Origin of the sequence: Candidatus Kurthia intestinigallinarum, from assembly GCF_003991225.1 — a bacterium.
GTDB classification, from domain to species: Bacteria; Bacillota; Bacilli; order Bacillales_A; family Planococcaceae; genus Kurthia; species Kurthia populi.
On record NZ_JTFC01000041.1, the window covers coordinates 23,015 to 40,059 of the forward strand.

Genomic DNA, 17,045 nt, shown 5'->3' on the forward strand with positions numbered 1-17,045 from the left:
TAATTTCCTCCTTAGTCAAAAAAACGTTTACGAATTTTTTGAATAAATGATTGTGTTTTAGTAGGTTGTTCATAGTGGACATCAAAGACCATTTCTTCGAGTCGGTGAATGGTATAAATAGATGGTTCTAAGTAATTTTCAATATCTTGTTTACCGGTTGGGGTATAGAAAATAATATCAAAGCCAAAACGGTTTAAGAAACTAAATAATATGGCGTCTGCTCGGGTTAAATGCCCAAGTGATTCATCATAGAAAACAACGATTTTAGGTAGCTGTTGAGCGTAATCAAAGCTTTGCATAAAGCGTAGAATCTCTTTTGGTACCATCGATAATTGCTTTAATGTGGTAATGGCAAGGTCGCGCTCTTTTTCGCCATTTATTTTTTGAATGCTTGGGTTCTCACAGCAATCAATAATAATACGTGCAATGGCTACTTGAATTTCAGGTGAGAGCTCTTTATATTGCCACCAACTTGTCCCCATCATTCGCTCACTATCTAAATTTCCTCCGACAAGGCTCTTATCGTAATGAAATTGGAAATTGGCTTTTGATTCTTTTACATATGGGAATTGCTGAATAAGTAAAGTGTTAGGTAGTTCAACAAGCGCATGCATCTTTTCCCAGTAATCCTGCTTATCACGTGACATCCCGTTTACTTTTGCAAAAATATTGGGAATGTAGATAGTTGGTTTTTGTGCTTTAAAGCCTGGGCGCATCATAGCGGGCTCTTTAGCATAAATGAAAATGTCATCATAGGTATGTTGCAACATGACATTATGTGGTTCATAGTTTTGATACTGCCAGGGGCGATAAACACCATGTTCGTCCTCTATAAGACGTTCTAGCTGCTGTGTAGAACGATAACCGACCGTTGCTTGAACTTCTCTTATTTGCGTTGGAAACGGTTGCATAGGAGCTGTATCACCGTAACGATATACGGTTGATTCTTCATTATGTGGATCAAGTGGTTGAAAATCATCTTTTCCGGCTGGATGGAAGAGTAAAACATCACAGCCAAGCCACATTAATAATAATAAAAAATATCGCTGGCTTTGCGTCGTATCACCATACCACACGACTTTTGGAAAGGGTGTTTGTGGTGTAGCATCTTTCATCCACACAATCCAGTGATTTTTCATCCATTTGACTAAGTCGATTAAGAAGCGACGAAAATCATTAGATAGTAATCCTTGTGCTTGCTGTTGTTGAAATGTTTTAATGACTCGAATCAGTGTCGTCTGTAAATGACGATTCATTTGTGGATCTTTGTGTTGTGGGATAAGTTTCGCACCATACATCATCGCAACGAGCCGATTAATTGATAAGCCTTTAGGTAATTCTTTATGTTGTTGCAAAATGTTTTGAAGGAGTTGGAAATCTTCATTTTGTATTTGTTTATTCAACTCTTCACTCAATACATGGACATCACTCGCTGTATGCCATTCGTACAACGTGTTAAAGTACTCGACATCGTCCAATGGAACACCGAGAACGCGTACAGCAACGCGCTCAAATGTGAGATTTTGCTCGGTTAGACTATAGCGAGGGCGCTCTGTGCTAGCTAATAGGAAATAATTAAGCCAGTCATCAGTGTCTTTCCATGGAAGAGGTGTAATCGTTAGTTGATTCATTGTTTCAGGCCCCCTTTATTGCTTCTTCTACTGTACCACATACGGATAGCTTTAATCTTTTTATTGGGTAGACACCGCATTTTTATGAGAATAGTGGAAATAGAATCCAAATAGTGTGCACATCGCGCATAAAAATGAGATTTTGAGATTCTACCTATGTAAAGACAAAGAAACCGCGCGGTTGCGCGGTTTCTCAGTGTGTTATGCGCAGACAATATGTCCTATGCGTTTGGTTAATTAGTTTACATCTAGACCGTAATCAGTTGCTAGTGCAGCTAATCCACCTTGGTAGCCAGCGCCTACAGCATTGAATTTCCATTCGCTACCGTGGCGGTAAAGTTCACCTACAACGATTGCTGTTTCGATTGAGAAATCTTCACCTAAGTCATAGCGAATTAATTCTTCGTTTGAAGCAGCGTCTACGATACGGATAAATGAGTTTGAAACCATACCGAAGTTTTGACCACGAGATTCTGCATCGTGAATTGTTACAGTGAATGCGATGCGGCTAATATTTTGTGGGACATTGCTAAGTGCCACTTTTACTGTTTCATCGTCGCCATCGCCGTCACCAGTTAAGTTATCGCCAGAGTGTTCTACTGAACCATTACCACCAACTGTATTGTTATAGAAGATAAAGTTAGCAGGATCGTCTACTTTGCTTGCATCGTTAAGTAAGAAGACAGAAGAATCTAAATCAAAATCTTGTCCGCCATCATATTTATTTGTATCCCAGCCTAAACCTACTACGATGTTTGATAACCCAGGATTACCTTTTGTTAAATCTACTTTTTGACCTTTTTGTAATGAAATACCCATAATATTTGTTTCCTCCTTATTGATAACTTGCTACAACAGCGCTTAAGTTAGCATCTGTTGTGCCATTGCCAAGTGCAGCAAATTTCCACTCTGTGCCATGACGATAAATTTCACCTGTCACTAGAGTCGTTTTACCAGAATAATCATCTGATAGGTTGTAACGAATTAATTCTTCATGGTTGTTTGCATTAAATACGCGGATATATGCGTTTTGAATCATGCCGAAATGTTGTTTTCGATTGACAGCATCATAGATGTTTACAACGAATACAAGGCGATTGAATTCTGCAGGGATCGCTTGTAAATTGATTGAAATTACTTCATCGTCGCCGTCACCAGCACCTGTTAAGTTGTCACCTGAATGTTGAACGGAACCATCTTTACTACGTAAGTTTCCGAAAAAGACAACATCCTCTTTAGATTTAACATGATCGTCTTTTAACATAATAACAGAAGCGTCACAGTCGACATTGCTTCCCTTATTACCGCCGCCAAATAAACCACCTAGAAAACCACCGCTGCTTTTATTTTCAGCAGGGTCCCAACCTAGGCCTACTTGTACTTTGCTAAGACCTGCATTGCCTTTTGTTAAGTCAACACGTTGGCCTTTTTGAAGATTGATACCCATAAAAAACTTCACCGTCCTTAATGAAATGGAAATGTGCTAGCCTAAATACTAGTCTCTTACTTATACGACTTAGCTTCAAGAAAGTTTCATTTTTTAAAAAATAGTTAAAGAAATGAAGAACATTCAATCGAATACCGTTGTTTTGTCCATCAAAAAACACTTCCAAAGTTTTAATACCTTAGAAGTGTCTTTCTTTTGTTATATTGTCACTGTTTTTAGGTTAGTCCAGACTAGCGATTATTTTTATGTTGTGCAGCGCGTAATGCTTGTTCTAAAAAATCATATTGTGCAGTAGTTTGTAAGAGTGCCCCATTTGGCTCATACGGGTTACGGTCAAGCTCTTTTAATAGTCGAAATTTTTCCTCAGGTGAAATTGGTAGATCGTCTAAATCGCGATGAAATGCGCTTAGCACATGAATGGTTTCACTAAAATCAAGTACAAATCCATCATAAGGCATTGAACTCCCTTCTTTCTGTAAAAATGTAAACAAGTTTATATGTAGATGCGATAGCTAAAACGCTATTGCATAAGAAAATGAAAACAGGAATCGCGTAATGACGCCATTCCTGCTGTATTTATTCGCCAAGAATTGTGTTGTTCAGCATGATTTTTTGGTGCTATTTTGTAGACGAATTTGCTCGCGGCGGAATGCGTACATCATCTCGTTGCGGATAAAGTGACGCAGTGTAGTCGCTTCATTCACAATATTTGCAATTGATTCTGTTTCTGATACCGCTAGAGCGATTGATACTTGATAAAGTGGTGTGCCATCGTCAGCTGTCGTTTTATAATGTGCTAAAACTTGGCAATGCTTTTCAAGTGTTTCTAAGTAAGCTTGCTCGTAAAGAGGAAGAAGCGTGAGATCTTCCTGTTCGGGCATGAGTAATCGTTCATCCATGTATAACACCGCATTGTGTGCGAGGTCGCGTTGAATCGCTAGATCATCTGCGCATGTATAAAGCTTAAACTCTTCTAAATCATGCAAACGCCAAGCATTCAGCTCATTCGCTAAAACAAGGTGTTCAAAGTACATTTCTAAATCTAAAGAACCCATCCAAACCCTCCTTCATTAGTCATTTTTTATTCATAGAAAAAGTCAGCTGGAATCCAACTGACTATACATTGACAAATGCGTTAACAATTATTTAATTCTAACGATTTTTGATAAGAATCGCAAGTGATTACAATGACAATATTTGTTGATAAAGTTTCTTGGCTGTTTCCAATTTAAAAAAATTGTGCTGGGCCGCACGATAGCGCCTGCGTTGTTCGAGCGTTTATGAATGATGCTACATAAGAGTTAACTTAAAAGTAAAAATTGTTGACTAAAATAAATGGATGGATTATAGTAAAAAACGTTCATAGTTGAGAGGGGGGAAAGAGATGACGACATACACAAGGGTACGTGCACGATTTACTGCGTATGATGTTGTGTATTGTGGCATGTTTGCGGCATTGATGATGATAGGGGCAAACATTACATCATTTATGCCATTTATGGTAGTCGGAGGGGTGCCCATTACATTGCAAGCATTTTTTGCAATATTAGCAGGACTTGTGCTCGGTAGTAAACGCGGGGCGATTGCGGTAGCTGTTTATGCGTGTGTCGGCTTAGCAGGGGCACCTGTTTTTGCACGTTTTAGCGGCGGCATTAGTCAATTATTGAGTCCTACGTTTGGCTTTATTATTGTTTTTATTTTGTCGGCCTACATCGCTGGAAAAATGATTGAAGTACGTTCAACAAAAGCAATGTATGTTGCAGCAGGACTTGTCGCCATGATGATTAGTTATTTACTTGGTACAAATTGGTTGTATGCCGCCTATAAATTATGGGCTGCTGCACCGGAAGGTTTTAGTTATTGGATGGCGTGGGCGTGGATGTTGCCGCCGCTACCGAAAGATATTGTGTTGGCTATACTAGCTGGTTTATTTGCATTTCGATTACGACACGTTATAAAGGTGGGAAACTAAAAAGGTGGGAAACTAACATGAATTATCAACAATTAGCACAACGAGTTATCGATGGTTATGTGATAACAGATGAAGAAGCATTGGCTATTTTAGAAAGTCCAGATACCGAGCTATTAGCTGTATTAGATGCTGCCTATCGTATCCGCTACCATTATTATGGGAATAAAGTAAAGCTGAATATGATTATTAATACGAAATCGGGCTTATGTCCAGAAAATTGTGGGTACTGTTCGCAATCGATTGTATCAACAGCACCGATTGAAAAATACCCAATGATGAAACAACAAGAAATTATTGATGGGGCGAATCGCGCGGCATCACTACAAGTTGGGACCTATTGTATTGTGGCAAGTGGCCGTGGTCCGCGTAATCAAGAAATTGATATTGTAGTAGATTCAGTGAAGGAAATTAAGGAGCACCATCCTGAAATGACAGTCTGCGCGTGTTTAGGAATTTTAAAGCCTGAACAAGCACAACGGTTAAAAGAGGCTGGAGTAGATCGCTATAATCATAATATTAATACGTCTGCTCGTAATCATACGAATATTACAACATCACATACATACGACGATCGTGTACAAACGGTTGAACGTGCAAAAGAAGCCGGAATTTCGCCATGTTCAGGTGTCATTGTTGGAATGAAGGAAACAAAGCAAGATGTGGTGGATATGGCACGTAGTTTGCATGCATTAGATGCAGACTCGATTCCAGTTAACTTTTTAAATGCCATTGACGGTACGCCACTAGAAGGCATAAACGAACTGAACCCACGTTACTGTTTAAAAGTATTAGCATTATTCCGCTTCATTAATCCGACGAAAGAGATTCGCGTTTCGGGTGGTCGAGAAGTTAATTTAGGGCATATGCAACCACTCGGTTTATACCCGGCTAATTCAATTTTCCTTGGTGATTATTTAACGACAGATGGCCAACCTGGCGATGATGATAAAAAAATGTTAGAGCAATTAGGGTTTGAAATTGATTTAACGCCATTACAGCAAGCAAGCTGTTAAAAAAATTTGCACTTATGGTAAACCTTTTTTATAATATAGTTAACACAAAACTCCCCGTTTAGTGAAAAGGTAGAAAGAGGCTGGGACATAAGTGTAAAAATACTATCTCAGATGAGCATAAGAAAAACCGGAATCGTGCTGTGGCGCGGTTCTGGTTTTTTGTGGCGAACGCTAAAAAAGGAACATGAACTGTTTTGTCCCGGCCTCTTTTTTCATTAGACGAAAAGTGGGTATAGTAATTATGAGGTGATTACTATGGAATTTGAATTGACAGAAAAAGGTTATGAATTATTCCAGCAAGGGAAAAGTGTTGCGCGTATTGAATGGTATGTTGAGGATAACGTGATGCAAATGACTGGAACGTATACAGATGAAGTGTTGCGTGGGCAAGGTATCGCTGGAAAATTATTGAATGAGGCGGTAGAGTATGCGCGCGCCCACGATTACAAGATGAAGGCGATTTGTCCATATGTTGTGAAGAAATTTGAGGATAGCGCATTTTATAATGATGTGAAAATTTAATCGTAAAAAGAATAATGAGGACATGAAAATAGGAATGACACAACCCCGTCATTCCTATTTTTTAATCGGTTAAATTTTCGTTGTGCTACGTTTCCAACCAGTAGCCCATATACCAAGTAGACTAACAAAAATCGTCCATGCAACAACAATGCTACAGGTGCCCCATAAGTAATCGCTCTGTGTCGTTAGCCAAGAGGCGCCATATAGAGCCAATTTGTATGGACTATAATGCCAATAAGCACCAATGACAGAATCGAGTAATATGCCAAGTGGAAACAGCACGATTGCAACAGTCATTGCAATCGACGTTGTCCACAATGCGCTAAATGTTATGGTCGTGGCGATTACCATGAGTAACCATAGCCAATAAAAGAGCATCAACAATAAAAAAGCAGTCGTTGAGACGCCACCATATAATAGATACGTGTAATACATCGATGCACCAAAACCGGCAATTGTGCACACAAGTGTTAGCAGTGCCATCGCGATTAATTTACTCATATAAATCGAGAAATTAGAGACAGGGCGTACATAAATGAGTGTTGCGGTGCCATTTTGGCGTTCGCGACTAATCATCGAAGCTGTGATTGCGACGATAACGAGGAGGCCAATCATTTGAAATTGACCGAGTGAGGCGATTAGTAAATCACTTGGCGCAAGTTCTGGCATCGTCATAGAAAAACCGTCTGGCATATTGCCAACAGTCGCTAAAATATCTTCCATATAATAGTTCGTGAGCGGATCGCTAATACCGAGCAAAATAAACAATAGTGGTAGCCATACAATACGATAACTGCGCAGCATTTCAAGCCATTCTTTTTTCAATAAAATTATCATAGGCTCATCACCTTCATAAAAATCTCTTCAAGAGAGGACGTATGCTGTTCAATTTTAACAATTGGTGCATATGTTGTACTTAAAAAAGAGAGTAAGTGTTGCATCGTTGGATAACTTGTCATTGGCACGAACACTGTTTTTTCAATTAGCTCAACTTGATGTTGTGTACTAAATGCTTGGGCATCTGCTTGCTCGCAAAATGTCACCGCAAAACGAGGGTCCATGTAACGCGCGCGAATCGATGGTAAAGTCCCTTGTTCAATGAGCGCACCATCTTTTAAAAAGAGGATTTGGTCAGTCATTTCTTCTGCATCATTTAAAATATGTGTTGAATATAAAATGGTTGTCGTCTGTTGCAATTTTTTTAATAAACTCATCATATCGCGACGCCCGAATGGGTCGAGTGCCGAGACTGGTTCATCTAATAATAAAATGGCTGGGCGATGAACAATAGCTTGTGCAATGCCGAGGCGTTGCTTCATACCACCTGATAATGCGGCTGTTTTTTTCGTTAGCACTTCCTCTAGTCCAACAAATGATAGCGCTTCATGTGCTCGGCTGCGCGCTTCTTTTGTTGATAAACCACTTAGACGCGCGGCCATTTCTGTAAACTCTAGTACTGTCATCCACGGATAAAATTGCGGATATTGCGGAAGGAAACCGATTTGAACATCATTATTTGTGATTGTGCCCGCTGTTGGTTTCAATAAACCTGTGAGCATCGATAAAATCGTCGTCTTACCTGCGCCATTTGGACCAATGAGCGCAGTTGCTGTATGTGGTTCTAATGTAAAACTAACATCATTGACGACGATATGTGCGCCAAATTGCTTCGTTAAATGAGCTGCAATCATACGTTTTTACGTCCGAAAATGAAGTACACAATCGGCCCAATTGTATTGACGACGATAACGACGAGAATCCATACCCATTTTGGTCCATTTGTGGCGTGGATGCGTTTAATATCAATTAATGCCATAATCATAAGTACAAATTGAATAACAATCAGTGGGGCGATAAGTGCCCAGTTTAGAGTATCCATGTCATGACTTCCTCTCTAACATATGGTGAATTGTTTGGACAAGTAGCTTGTAATCATCGCGTTCATGTAGTGGTGCAAATGCAGGGTGCTGTGTAATGGATGACACAATATCGCGGCGTACAGAAGCTTCATCGCGTGGTGTGACAGTCGCCAGTTGCATCGTTGAATGAAGCCAGTGATTGATTAAGTTAAAATAGGTATCACCACATAGCTGAAGCGGAAATGATAACTTAGTACATGCCTTCGCATATTCTTTTAGCATCACAATCGCCTCATCGTGCTTCTGTTGCTGCATATAGCCCGTTGCTGCCGTTAAATAAAACACAAGACTCGTATTTGGATTTAACGCTTGGATATTCCACGTGTCAATGAGCTGTGTGACGCGTTTAATAGTTTCATCAAAATGAGTGGCTTCTTCTAATAATAAGCTGTCGGTACATGTAGAAATGACGAGAAAGAGATGCTGATATGTGCTCGCTTGCAAAATTTCTGTTGCTTGCTCGATATTGCCGAGTAATTGATGTGCCCGTGAAATTACTTGGTCTTCATTAAATTGGATTTGCACGCGGTTGCCGATTTTTTCGAGGACGTCACTAGCGCGTTGCTGCATGAGGAGCGCTAGACTGCCAATCATGCGCGCTTCATTTAAGGAATCAAAATCATCGCTATATTGCTCGACACGTAAACAGAGTTGCTCAATGCGTACCGCTATCGTCACGGGATTATCAGCGAGCGCCGCATAATTTAAATAGAGCTGCGCCATCTTCAATAAAAATGGAAAGCAAGAATAATAATCATGAATAAGTGCTTCTACTGCTACTTCGGCTTCATGAAATGGCTGCTCGTGAAACGCTGTTGACAGTTCTTTATAGAGCGCAATGATGTGTTCGGTCGTCAACTGCGGCTCATAACCAAGTAATGTATCAATTGATAAATTGAAATAGGTCGCAAGCTTTGGCAGTATTGTAATATCAGGGTAACTTTGGCCTTTCTCCCATTTTGAAACGGCTGCCCGCGACACACCGATGTACTGTGCCACTTGTTCTTGTGTCACGTTAAGCTCTTTTCGGCGAGTCGTAAAAATCGTTGAAAATTGTAGATTCATAACACCACCTCCTACAAATAGCATATAGTTTCAACGTGAAATTTACTAGCGAGTAATTGTAGCATTTTGTAGATAAATGCAACTGTAGGTTGATTTTTTAAGTACATACCGAATGTTCAGTTAAAATATCCCTTTTTAAGTTTTCTTAGTTGGAAGTCCACGCAAAATACGCTAAAATAGAGTGATTAAGAATTCTGATAGGAAAAGTAACATAGCTAAGGGAGGCCACCAAGAATTATGGAATTACATGAATGGCTAGATAATAAAGTACCGTCGATCGCGCGTGAATTAACAGAAATTAACCGCGAGCATTTCGATACAGAAAATTCGATTGGATTTAAAGGACGCGACCGCATCGTGAAAGTGTTAGAAAGCTTCCGTATGGCACTGTTCCCAGGAATCTATGACCAAAAGAAAATGGATGAAGTACGCCTGAACATGGCTGTTAGCAACAACTTGCGTAAAGCGGCTGTTGATTTACGTGACATGGTTGAAAAAGTACTAGTCTATAGCAACGAAAAAGATTGTCCAACAGATGCGCGTGAGTGTGCCGATCAGATTGTCATGGATTTATTAAATAAATTCCCGGCAATTCGTAAAATGATTCAATCAGATATTCAAGCAGCCTATAATGGCGACCCAGCGGCCGTATCATTAGAAGAAATTCTACTGAGCTATCCATCTATCCAAGCAGTATGCACACATCGTATTGCGCATGAATTATATAAAATGGACGTTAAAATCATTCCACGTATCATGTCAGAGCATGCACATGATTTAACAGGAATCGATATTCATCCAGGTGCGACAATTGGCCACTCATTCTTTATTGACCATGGTACAGGTGTTGTTATTGGTGAAACATGTACAATTGGGAATCATGTCAAAGTGTATCAAGGTGTTACATTAGGAGCACTTAGTTTCCCATTAGATGAGCAAGGAAATCCGATTAAAGGCATTAAACGTCACCCTGATATTGAGGATAATGTTGTCATTTATGCAGGGGCAACGATTTTAGGTGGGAAAACGAAGATTGGCCATGACTCGATTTTAGGGTCAAATATTTGGTTAACACATTCGATTGTGCCCTATTCTCGTGTGTACAATTCACAACCATCACCTAATATTAGTAGTAGTAAAGCTGTGGCAATTGAATACGAAATTTAATCAAAAAAGAAGCTAGGAATTTTAGTTTCATTCATTGGTTCATAAAAAAGGAATTGCGCTTTGATTGCGCAATTCCTTTTTTTCGACTATCGATGTCTTTTTAATTTTAAAGTCTTCCGTAGCTATGAAAATGTTTCGACCAATAGCTGTCTTGCACGTTCGTAATTTGCACACCACTTGAGCCAGCGTGGATAAATTGACCACCGCCAATATAAATCCCTGCATGAGAGACGCCTTGTTTATAAGTGTTTTGGAAGAATACGATATCGCCAGCACGTAAAGAACTAGCAGATACAGATTGTGCCTGTGCGCGGTAAGCAGCTACAGAAGTTCGTCCAATATTGTAGCCGTTATTTTTAAATACATAATAGATAAAGCCAGAACAGTCAAAGCCATTTGGTGTTGACCCTGCCCAAACATAAGGCACGCCTTGCTGTTTCATCGCAAGATTTAAAATACCGCCACCAGCATTTGATGTCGCTGTAGTCGTTTTTGTAGATGAGACTTTATTAGATACGGTCGTTGTTTTACTTGCGTAAACTGGTTGTGCCTTGCCCTTTAATTTTAATGTTTGATTTGGGTGAATTAGGTTAGAAGTAAGACCATTAATACGTTTTAATTCAGACATGCTAATGCCGGTTCTACTAGCAATAAGGCCAAGTGAATCGCCAGCTTTAACTGTGTATGTCGAAGTAGAAACTTTTTGCTTTTTCACGGTTTTTGTCGCTGGTGAGGCAACAACAATTTTCTTTGTTGTTTTTCCAGTCGTTTTTAACGATTGACCGACAAAGATTCGATCAGATGATAAACCATTGATTGATTTTAATGTCTGTAATGACATACCGTGCTTTGAAGCAATAAGACTTAAAGAATCACCAGGTTTGACTGTATATGTAGCTGAAGCGCTTGATGTTTTATGTGAAGGTGATGTTGTTGTCGATTTTTTCGTTGTTTTCAGTGTGTTTTTGGAACTTTTTATATTAATTTTTTGTCCTATATAAATATAAGGACCTTTTAGTTTATTGATTTTTTTAAGCTTATCAACGGATGTGTTGTACATAACAGCAATTTTTGAAAGGCTATCGCCAGCCTTTACCGTATACGTTGATGTTGCACTTGCAGTATCTGTTGCAGCAAAGAAAGCTGTTACGGCTCCCGTTGCCATAAATGTCGTAATTAGTTCTTTTCTCATGAATAGCTTTCCTCCTGGATAATAAGTAGTTTTAAATATCTAGTTAAATGTATTCGGATTTGGTATGGTTTTTATATACCCTACTTTCATAATGTTATCCTCTTTTTTTTATATATTTTTATTAATTTTTAATAAAAAGCTTGTAAACAACGCCAAATTTAAAAAAATCACGATGGCTAAAATCTTTAGCCGTTATAAAACCCCTTGAAACCTTGTTTTTTTAAATGAACCTAAAGATAAAAAAACGCAATTTTAAAAACGAGTATAGGTCTAAAGTTAATCCTCTGAAAATTTATTTTCAGAATTTTTTAATTTTTTATGTTAAATAATCACTTGATGGCTTATAATGAAAACATCTTCTATAAATAGAAAATAGGGAGAAAGAAATTCCTTTTTAAATTAAGGAGTGGAGGAATATGAAAGTAAACGTTCGCTATGCTACGATTGATGTACCAGTGAAGACATTGGATAATAAAACAATTGAGCGCATTGAAAAGGCGCCATTCGCAATGTATAATGAGCAACTACTAGCGCAAGAGAAAAGACATATGAATGCGAAGGAAGTGCATATCGTGACAGCGTATGAGCGAGATCTATTACTGCACCTCAAAGCAGCTTTCGTTTACTTTCAGCATTACCGAGCATTTGATGGTTTGATGGCGCAGTCATTCTGTGGGAATCTAACACAATACGAACAAGTAACTGAGGAAACTGTACTGAAAAAAGTATATTACGTAACAATACGAGCTATTTTATTTGAACATACAGCGCAAAAAATCGCGCTTTCAGAAGGACAATTTTTACGATGCTATCGTGACGAAGATCAATGGATTTATGTCATTATGGAAAATGTCTAACTAAAAAGAGGGAATCGCGCGTTGGCGTGATTCCCTCTTTTTGTTGAGAACCGCTAGTTGCAGTTTTTAGCGCGCTAACGTTTCCTCTAGCGCAGTATACCAATGTGAAATTTCTTTTTTGTAAAGTGTTCGATAAACGACGACACTTGTACGTCCATTTGTTAATAAATTGATAATCATTTTTGCGGATAGACCAAAGTCATTTAATACCTTTAAATCACGCGCATCACATGATTGAAAGGCATCTTGATAAAAGGTTTTCACTCGTTTGTTTTTTGCAAGTGAATCTTTGCCAAGCAGCTGCATGAGTCGGTACGTATAAATGATTTCGGGGTAGCGACGTAAAAGCGGTGCAATTTTCTCATTTGTTTTAGGTGCCTCTTGTTGCACGACAAGAAGGCGTAAGAGTGTTCGTTCCGTTTGGAATCGCTGATGATAGCTATCTAACGCCATATAAAGAATACTTGTGATAGCCGTTGATGGAATCGCTGTAATAGAACCTTTTGTTGCATAAAGGAAAGCTGTTACGACAAAGGGAAAGACTTCAACAGCAATTAATAGCTGGATTATCCATGAAAGTGGCGCAGATAATAAAATCGCGATTTCAACCGTGAACAAAACACTGGCTACTATCGTTAAGAGACGATGAATTGGTGGAAGTTGATAAATCATTGCCTTTGGCATAAGCATCCTCCTGTTTTTTTGTTATCTTTCAGGTACCCGTTAAAGCAAAAAAATAACAAAATCAGTATGGGTTTATAATTAAAATTAACGAATACCTATTTTGGTGCTAAAATAGTAGTTAAATAGGAATAAAATAAGAAATTGGTTTGAGGTATAGATGTCATGAAACAGTTCGTTGTATTATTTATAGTTGTATTCACGCTCATTAGCAGTAATTTCACAGTTTCAGCGCATACATTATCAGCTGAAAATCGCTTGCATACACTTGATGGTGAATGGGTATTTTATTACAAAGAAATGATGACTAAAGGTACATTTGAACAAGGTAAGGTTGTACACATACCGAGCTCTTTTCAAAAATCAGTTGGTGTAAGGAATACATATGGCACGTATATTCGGAAGTGGTCCGTACCGAAGGAATGGCGTAATCATCGTCTAGCTGTACATATTCCTTTTGAATATAGCGCATATGCTTTCTATGTGGATGGGAAAAAACTGGTTTCTGTAGGGGAAGTTGGTCCTGAAAACCTACATGAAACATTGTTAGCTTCTCGAACAGCTTATTTCACACCATCAAAAGATACGGTGACATTTCAAATGGAAATGTCGAGTTTCCAGCAGATGCGTGGGGGTTTTGAAAATTCGATTTACATTGGAAATCAGGCAGCAGTTGATCGACAAAGTAATTTGCAATTTTATCGGAATACTGTTGTGTCGGGGCTAATGTTTATGATGGGTTTATTGATGTTAATTTTTGCATGGTTTTTAAAAGATTTACGTGAATTTTTTGTATTCGGTTTATTTTGTGTGAGCTTTGCAATCCGTTCGTTTTTTGCGGTGCCATTTTTATATGAAAAGGTGACAAGCATTTCATACGTGGGTGCGACAAAGATGGAGTATATTTGGACACTTTTATGCTTTGCTATTTTTATTTATTTAATGAAATTGTATTATGAAGGGTTTTTTGCTAAGTGGGTTGTATATAGTGTTTGGGTAATTTGTGGTTTGTTAATCGTTATTACAGCATTGACCCCACCACTTGTTTTCCAAACCCTCTTCTTTAGTGTTTCGTGGGTGATGCTACCCGTATTTTTCTATCTATTATATGTCATGATTCATTCGGCCCGATTAAATAAATGGGTGTCTCGTCTCAATATGATAGGGGCGATTATCGTATTTAGTGGTGTTATTTTAGATTATTTAAAAGGTAGTGGCGTTACCACGATTCGTTATGAAATGACAATGCCTGCTGTAGCGCTTTATTTATTACTACAATTAATTGCTATCGCAAAGGATTTTGCCGAAGGGCGCATGGAATTAATTCGCCTTAATCAATCATTAGATGAAGAAGTAGCGTTACAAACAAAACAGTTGAAAGAGAAAAATGAACAGCTAGAGGCGCTTGTTTGGTAGGATGGGCTTACAGGTATTGCGAATCGTCGATACTTTAATGAAATGGTTGCCAATCAATTTGACCATGCAAAGCAGCAACAGCAAAAATGGTCACTCATTATGATAGATATCGATGAATTCAAACAATACAATGACTATTACGGTCATGTCGCAGGGGATCAATTATTAAAGGTTTTTGTTGATATAATTAATAAAATCTTGCCTCCAAATGTATTATTTGCACGGTATGGTGGCGAAGAGTTTGTGTTGATTACGCAGGATGATCAAGCGATGTCTTTAGCTGAGGAGCTCCGTCAACGAATTGAGCATGCCAATTTGGAGCATCTAGGTCGCGATTTAAAGCGCGTAACTGCAAGTTTTGGGGTTGTGACATATACGAATGAGGAAACGGTAGAAGAATTACTGCATAAAGCAGATGAAAATCTGTATATGGCGAAACGGTCTGGAAGAAATCGTGTGTATGCATCATAATTGTACAAAAAAAGAGGCTTTGACATACGTGTAGAAATCACCTCTTATAGGAGCATAAGAAAAACCGGAATCGCGCGGTGGCGCGGTTCCGGTTTTTCGTTGCGAACGCTAAAAAAAGAAAATGACGTGTTTTGTCCCAGCCTCTTTTTTTATTATTGTATAGGTAAAACAAATTTTTGGGCTGGTGAACCATCTTGTGTATGCAAATAAATAACAGATGGTTCAATTTTAAGTAGTGTAACCTCTGCCGCTTCTTTTTGAAATACGGACCGAAAGAAATTACGCATTTTAATACGTAACTGGTCGTCCATTACATCGGTGACCTTTCCTTCAAATTCTAAGTAATTGTATTCAGTGCCAGGTTGATAGCCTAAAATAATGTGTACATTGGGATTTTTTTCAATGGCCATTAATTTAGCGGAATCTTTATCGGTTACCGTATAAAGAGTGGCGCCGTCACTTTTAAATGTCATATACCGTCCTGTTGGTTTGTCATCTTGGACGATGTAAAGTGTACCAATAGAAGCGCGGTCTAAAACAAGGCGAATATGTTCTTCTACAGTCATAAAATTCCCTCCTTAATGGATAATAACTTCTAGTGGCTCATTACGCGTTGTATGCATAATGCGCATGCGAATCGGTTTGATTTTTAGTAGAACGTGATGCTGTTCATTAAATGAATTACGATGAATGCGGTCATAATTTTGTAAAACCGCCATAGCTTTTTCAGTATCTTCAGCCTGCTCAACTTGACCTTCAATTTCTAAAAAAACATCATCTTCATGATCCTCATAGCCATATAAAATATGGGTGAATGGATTGTGTTTAACATGCTTTAAAATGTTTGAATGGACTGGGGCAATAGTATACAGCGTTAAATCCTCATCGTGAATAAATGTCATAATGCGTGCATAAGGTTTATCGCCGTCTACGGTGCCCATGACGCCATAGGGTTGCTTTTTTAAAATTTCTAGTGCTTGCAGTTTTGAGTCCATTTCTCCTCACTCCTTTCTTAAAGTATTCCCTTAATTTACAAAAAATAATAAAAATCACTGAAAAGTATTCATAAATTTAATGTAATTATGGATTTTTTTCATATATTTAATAAAAAAGCTATCTCAAACTGGTATTTTTTATTAAAATGAAAGCAAGTAACATCCTATAAATAATAATTTTTTGAGATAGAATATGAGGAGGGTTTTGAATGAGTTTCCATTCGATTGGTAATGAAGTGCAGAAAACATTTTCTAGCGAGGATTTTAAGGCGTGGGTTGCACAGTGTACGGAGCATTTCAGTTTAACGATAATTTGCTCAAAAGAGGAACGCTATGAAGGGCAGCAAGCAATTAGTGAGCTTGGAAATTTATTTAAACATTATCATTCAAATGAAGACCCTGAATTGATGGATGTAGCACATTTTTCAATTAATGAAGAGCGTAAAATTTATGTGACAACAGTTCGCTATACAGAAAAAGGACAACAAAAACAACATTTATGGGTAAATAATATGGTTTGCCAAGAAGGTGAATGGATGTTTGACTCATCGAATGTTTATGTGGAAGTAGATCCGTCATTATTAAAAAAATTCCGTTTTAACACATCGATTTTATATCAGCAGAAATTTGATTAGCATAGAAACAGCTTGCGTAATGCAGGCTGTTTTTTTATGCTTGAAAGGAATGAGGTGGGAAA

Annotated in this window: 20 protein-coding genes and 1 pseudogene; 8 read left to right on the plus strand and 13 right to left on the minus strand. The window is 38.3% G+C overall.

What is annotated here, in order from left to right; all coding sequences use genetic code 11:
* Nucleotides 1–11: 11 nt before the first annotated feature.
* The 5 genes from QI30_RS15785 to QI30_RS15805 all read right to left on the minus strand — a co-directional run bounded on the left by QI30_RS15785 (nucleotide 12) and on the right by QI30_RS15805 (nucleotide 4,133).
* On the minus strand, nucleotides 12–1,631 hold the full coding sequence (locus tag QI30_RS15785; protein ID WP_126991546.1) for a YceG family protein: 1,620 nt from the start codon (nucleotides 1,629–1,631) through the stop codon (nucleotides 12–14).
* A 237-nt stretch (nucleotides 1,632–1,868) separates the two neighbouring features.
* Nucleotides 1,869–2,450 carry a TerD family protein gene (locus tag QI30_RS15790; protein ID WP_126991547.1) on the minus strand — a complete coding sequence of 194 codons (582 nt, stop codon included), beginning with the start codon at nucleotides 2,448–2,450 and terminating at the stop codon, nucleotides 1,869–1,871.
* 16 nt (nucleotides 2,451–2,466) lie between these two features.
* Nucleotides 2,467–3,078 (minus strand): TerD family protein, encoded by a 612-nt coding sequence (locus QI30_RS15795; protein ID WP_126991548.1) that lies wholly within the window; start codon nucleotides 3,076–3,078, stop codon nucleotides 2,467–2,469.
* 230 nt (nucleotides 3,079–3,308) lie between these two features.
* Nucleotides 3,309–3,536, minus strand: coding sequence for a hypothetical protein (locus tag QI30_RS15800; protein WP_029500244.1), 228 nt, complete (start codon nucleotides 3,534–3,536; stop codon nucleotides 3,309–3,311).
* 141 nt (nucleotides 3,537–3,677) lie between these two features.
* Complete coding sequence (locus QI30_RS15805; RefSeq protein WP_029500245.1) at nucleotides 3,678–4,133, minus strand: hypothetical protein; 456 nt, start codon at nucleotides 4,131–4,133, stop codon at nucleotides 3,678–3,680.
* Between the two features lie 329 nt (nucleotides 4,134–4,462).
* On the opposite strand from QI30_RS15805, the gene QI30_RS15810 reads away from it, so the two are divergent.
* The 3 genes from QI30_RS15810 (at nucleotide 4,463) to QI30_RS15820 (ending at nucleotide 6,585) form a co-directional block, all read left to right on the plus strand.
* A complete protein-coding gene (locus tag QI30_RS15810; RefSeq protein WP_029500246.1) occupies nucleotides 4,463–5,050 on the plus strand; it encodes a biotin transporter BioY in 588 nt (195 codons plus the stop codon).
* Between the two features lie 17 nt (nucleotides 5,051–5,067).
* Nucleotides 5,068–6,063, plus strand: a complete 996-nt coding sequence (gene bioB, locus QI30_RS15815; RefSeq protein WP_126991549.1) for a biotin synthase BioB — start codon at nucleotides 5,068–5,070, stop codon at nucleotides 6,061–6,063.
* 255 nt (nucleotides 6,064–6,318) lie between these two features.
* Nucleotides 6,319–6,585, plus strand: a complete 267-nt coding sequence (locus QI30_RS15820; RefSeq protein ID WP_126991550.1) for a GNAT family N-acetyltransferase — start codon at nucleotides 6,319–6,321, stop codon at nucleotides 6,583–6,585.
* 69 nt (nucleotides 6,586–6,654) lie between these two features.
* On the opposite strand, the gene QI30_RS15825 is transcribed toward QI30_RS15820, so the two are convergent.
* Genes QI30_RS15825 through QI30_RS15840 form a run of 4 tightly spaced genes read right to left on the minus strand, consistent with a single transcriptional unit; the run spans nucleotide 6,655 to nucleotide 9,569 of the window.
* Nucleotides 6,655–7,422, minus strand: a complete 768-nt coding sequence (locus QI30_RS15825; protein WP_126991551.1) for an ABC transporter permease — start codon at nucleotides 7,420–7,422, stop codon at nucleotides 6,655–6,657.
* Entirely contained in the window at nucleotides 7,419–8,276 is an 858-nt protein-coding gene (locus tag QI30_RS15830; protein WP_126991552.1) for an ABC transporter ATP-binding protein, read from the minus strand. Before QI30_RS15830 ends, QI30_RS15825 begins: the two co-directional genes overlap by 4 nt.
* On the minus strand, nucleotides 8,273–8,464 hold the full coding sequence (locus tag QI30_RS15835; protein WP_126991553.1) for a PLDc N-terminal domain-containing protein: 192 nt from the start codon (nucleotides 8,462–8,464) through the stop codon (nucleotides 8,273–8,275). The genes QI30_RS15830 and QI30_RS15835 overlap by 4 nt, the downstream gene beginning before the upstream one ends.
* Nucleotide 8,465: 1 nt before the next feature.
* A complete protein-coding gene (locus QI30_RS15840; protein ID WP_158621048.1) occupies nucleotides 8,466–9,569 on the minus strand; it encodes a helix-turn-helix domain-containing protein in 1,104 nt (367 codons plus the stop codon).
* Between the two features lie 237 nt (nucleotides 9,570–9,806).
* Here QI30_RS15840 and epsC point away from each other — a divergent pair, with 237 nt between their 5' ends.
* Nucleotides 9,807–10,736, plus strand: a complete 930-nt coding sequence (gene epsC, locus QI30_RS15845; RefSeq protein ID WP_126991555.1) for a serine O-acetyltransferase EpsC — start codon at nucleotides 9,807–9,809, stop codon at nucleotides 10,734–10,736.
* A gap of 106 nt (nucleotides 10,737–10,842) precedes the next feature.
* Here the strand turns inward: epsC and QI30_RS15850 are convergent, their stop codons facing one another.
* The gene (locus QI30_RS15850) at nucleotides 10,843–11,928 is read right to left on the minus strand and encodes a LysM peptidoglycan-binding domain-containing protein (protein ID WP_126991556.1); all 1,086 of its coding nucleotides are present in this window, start codon (nucleotides 11,926–11,928) and stop codon (nucleotides 10,843–10,845) included.
* 416 nt (nucleotides 11,929–12,344) lie between these two features.
* On the opposite strand from QI30_RS15850, the gene QI30_RS15855 reads away from it, so the two are divergent.
* Nucleotides 12,345–12,785 carry a hypothetical protein gene (locus QI30_RS15855; protein WP_126991557.1) on the plus strand — a complete coding sequence of 147 codons (441 nt, stop codon included), beginning with the start codon at nucleotides 12,345–12,347 and terminating at the stop codon, nucleotides 12,783–12,785.
* Between the two features lie 66 nt (nucleotides 12,786–12,851).
* Here the strand turns inward: QI30_RS15855 and QI30_RS15860 are convergent, their stop codons facing one another.
* On the minus strand, nucleotides 12,852–13,469 hold the full coding sequence (locus QI30_RS15860; protein ID WP_126991558.1) for a hypothetical protein: 618 nt from the start codon (nucleotides 13,467–13,469) through the stop codon (nucleotides 12,852–12,854).
* Between the two features lie 162 nt (nucleotides 13,470–13,631).
* Between QI30_RS15860 and QI30_RS15865 the strand changes: the two genes are divergently transcribed.
* Nucleotides 13,632–14,882 carry a 7TM diverse intracellular signaling domain-containing protein gene (locus QI30_RS15865; protein ID WP_126991559.1) on the plus strand — a complete coding sequence of 417 codons (1,251 nt, stop codon included), beginning with the start codon at nucleotides 13,632–13,634 and terminating at the stop codon, nucleotides 14,880–14,882.
* Between the two features lie 12 nt (nucleotides 14,883–14,894).
* Nucleotides 14,895–15,353 (plus strand): annotated as a pseudogene (locus QI30_RS15870) (GGDEF domain-containing protein); the annotation flags it as partial.
* A gap of 152 nt (nucleotides 15,354–15,505) precedes the next feature.
* Here the strand turns inward: QI30_RS15870 and QI30_RS15875 are convergent.
* Nucleotides 15,506–15,919 (minus strand): pyridoxamine 5'-phosphate oxidase family protein, encoded by a 414-nt coding sequence (locus QI30_RS15875; protein WP_126991561.1) that lies wholly within the window; start codon nucleotides 15,917–15,919, stop codon nucleotides 15,506–15,508.
* 12 nt (nucleotides 15,920–15,931) lie between these two features.
* Nucleotides 15,932–16,348 carry a pyridoxamine 5'-phosphate oxidase family protein gene (locus QI30_RS15880; protein ID WP_126991562.1) on the minus strand — a complete coding sequence of 139 codons (417 nt, stop codon included), beginning with the start codon at nucleotides 16,346–16,348 and terminating at the stop codon, nucleotides 15,932–15,934.
* 209 nt (nucleotides 16,349–16,557) lie between these two features.
* On the opposite strand from QI30_RS15880, the gene QI30_RS15885 reads away from it, so the two are divergent.
* Entirely contained in the window at nucleotides 16,558–16,983 is a 426-nt protein-coding gene (locus QI30_RS15885; protein ID WP_126991563.1) for a hypothetical protein, read from the plus strand.
* Nucleotides 16,984–17,045: the final 62 nt, after the last annotated feature.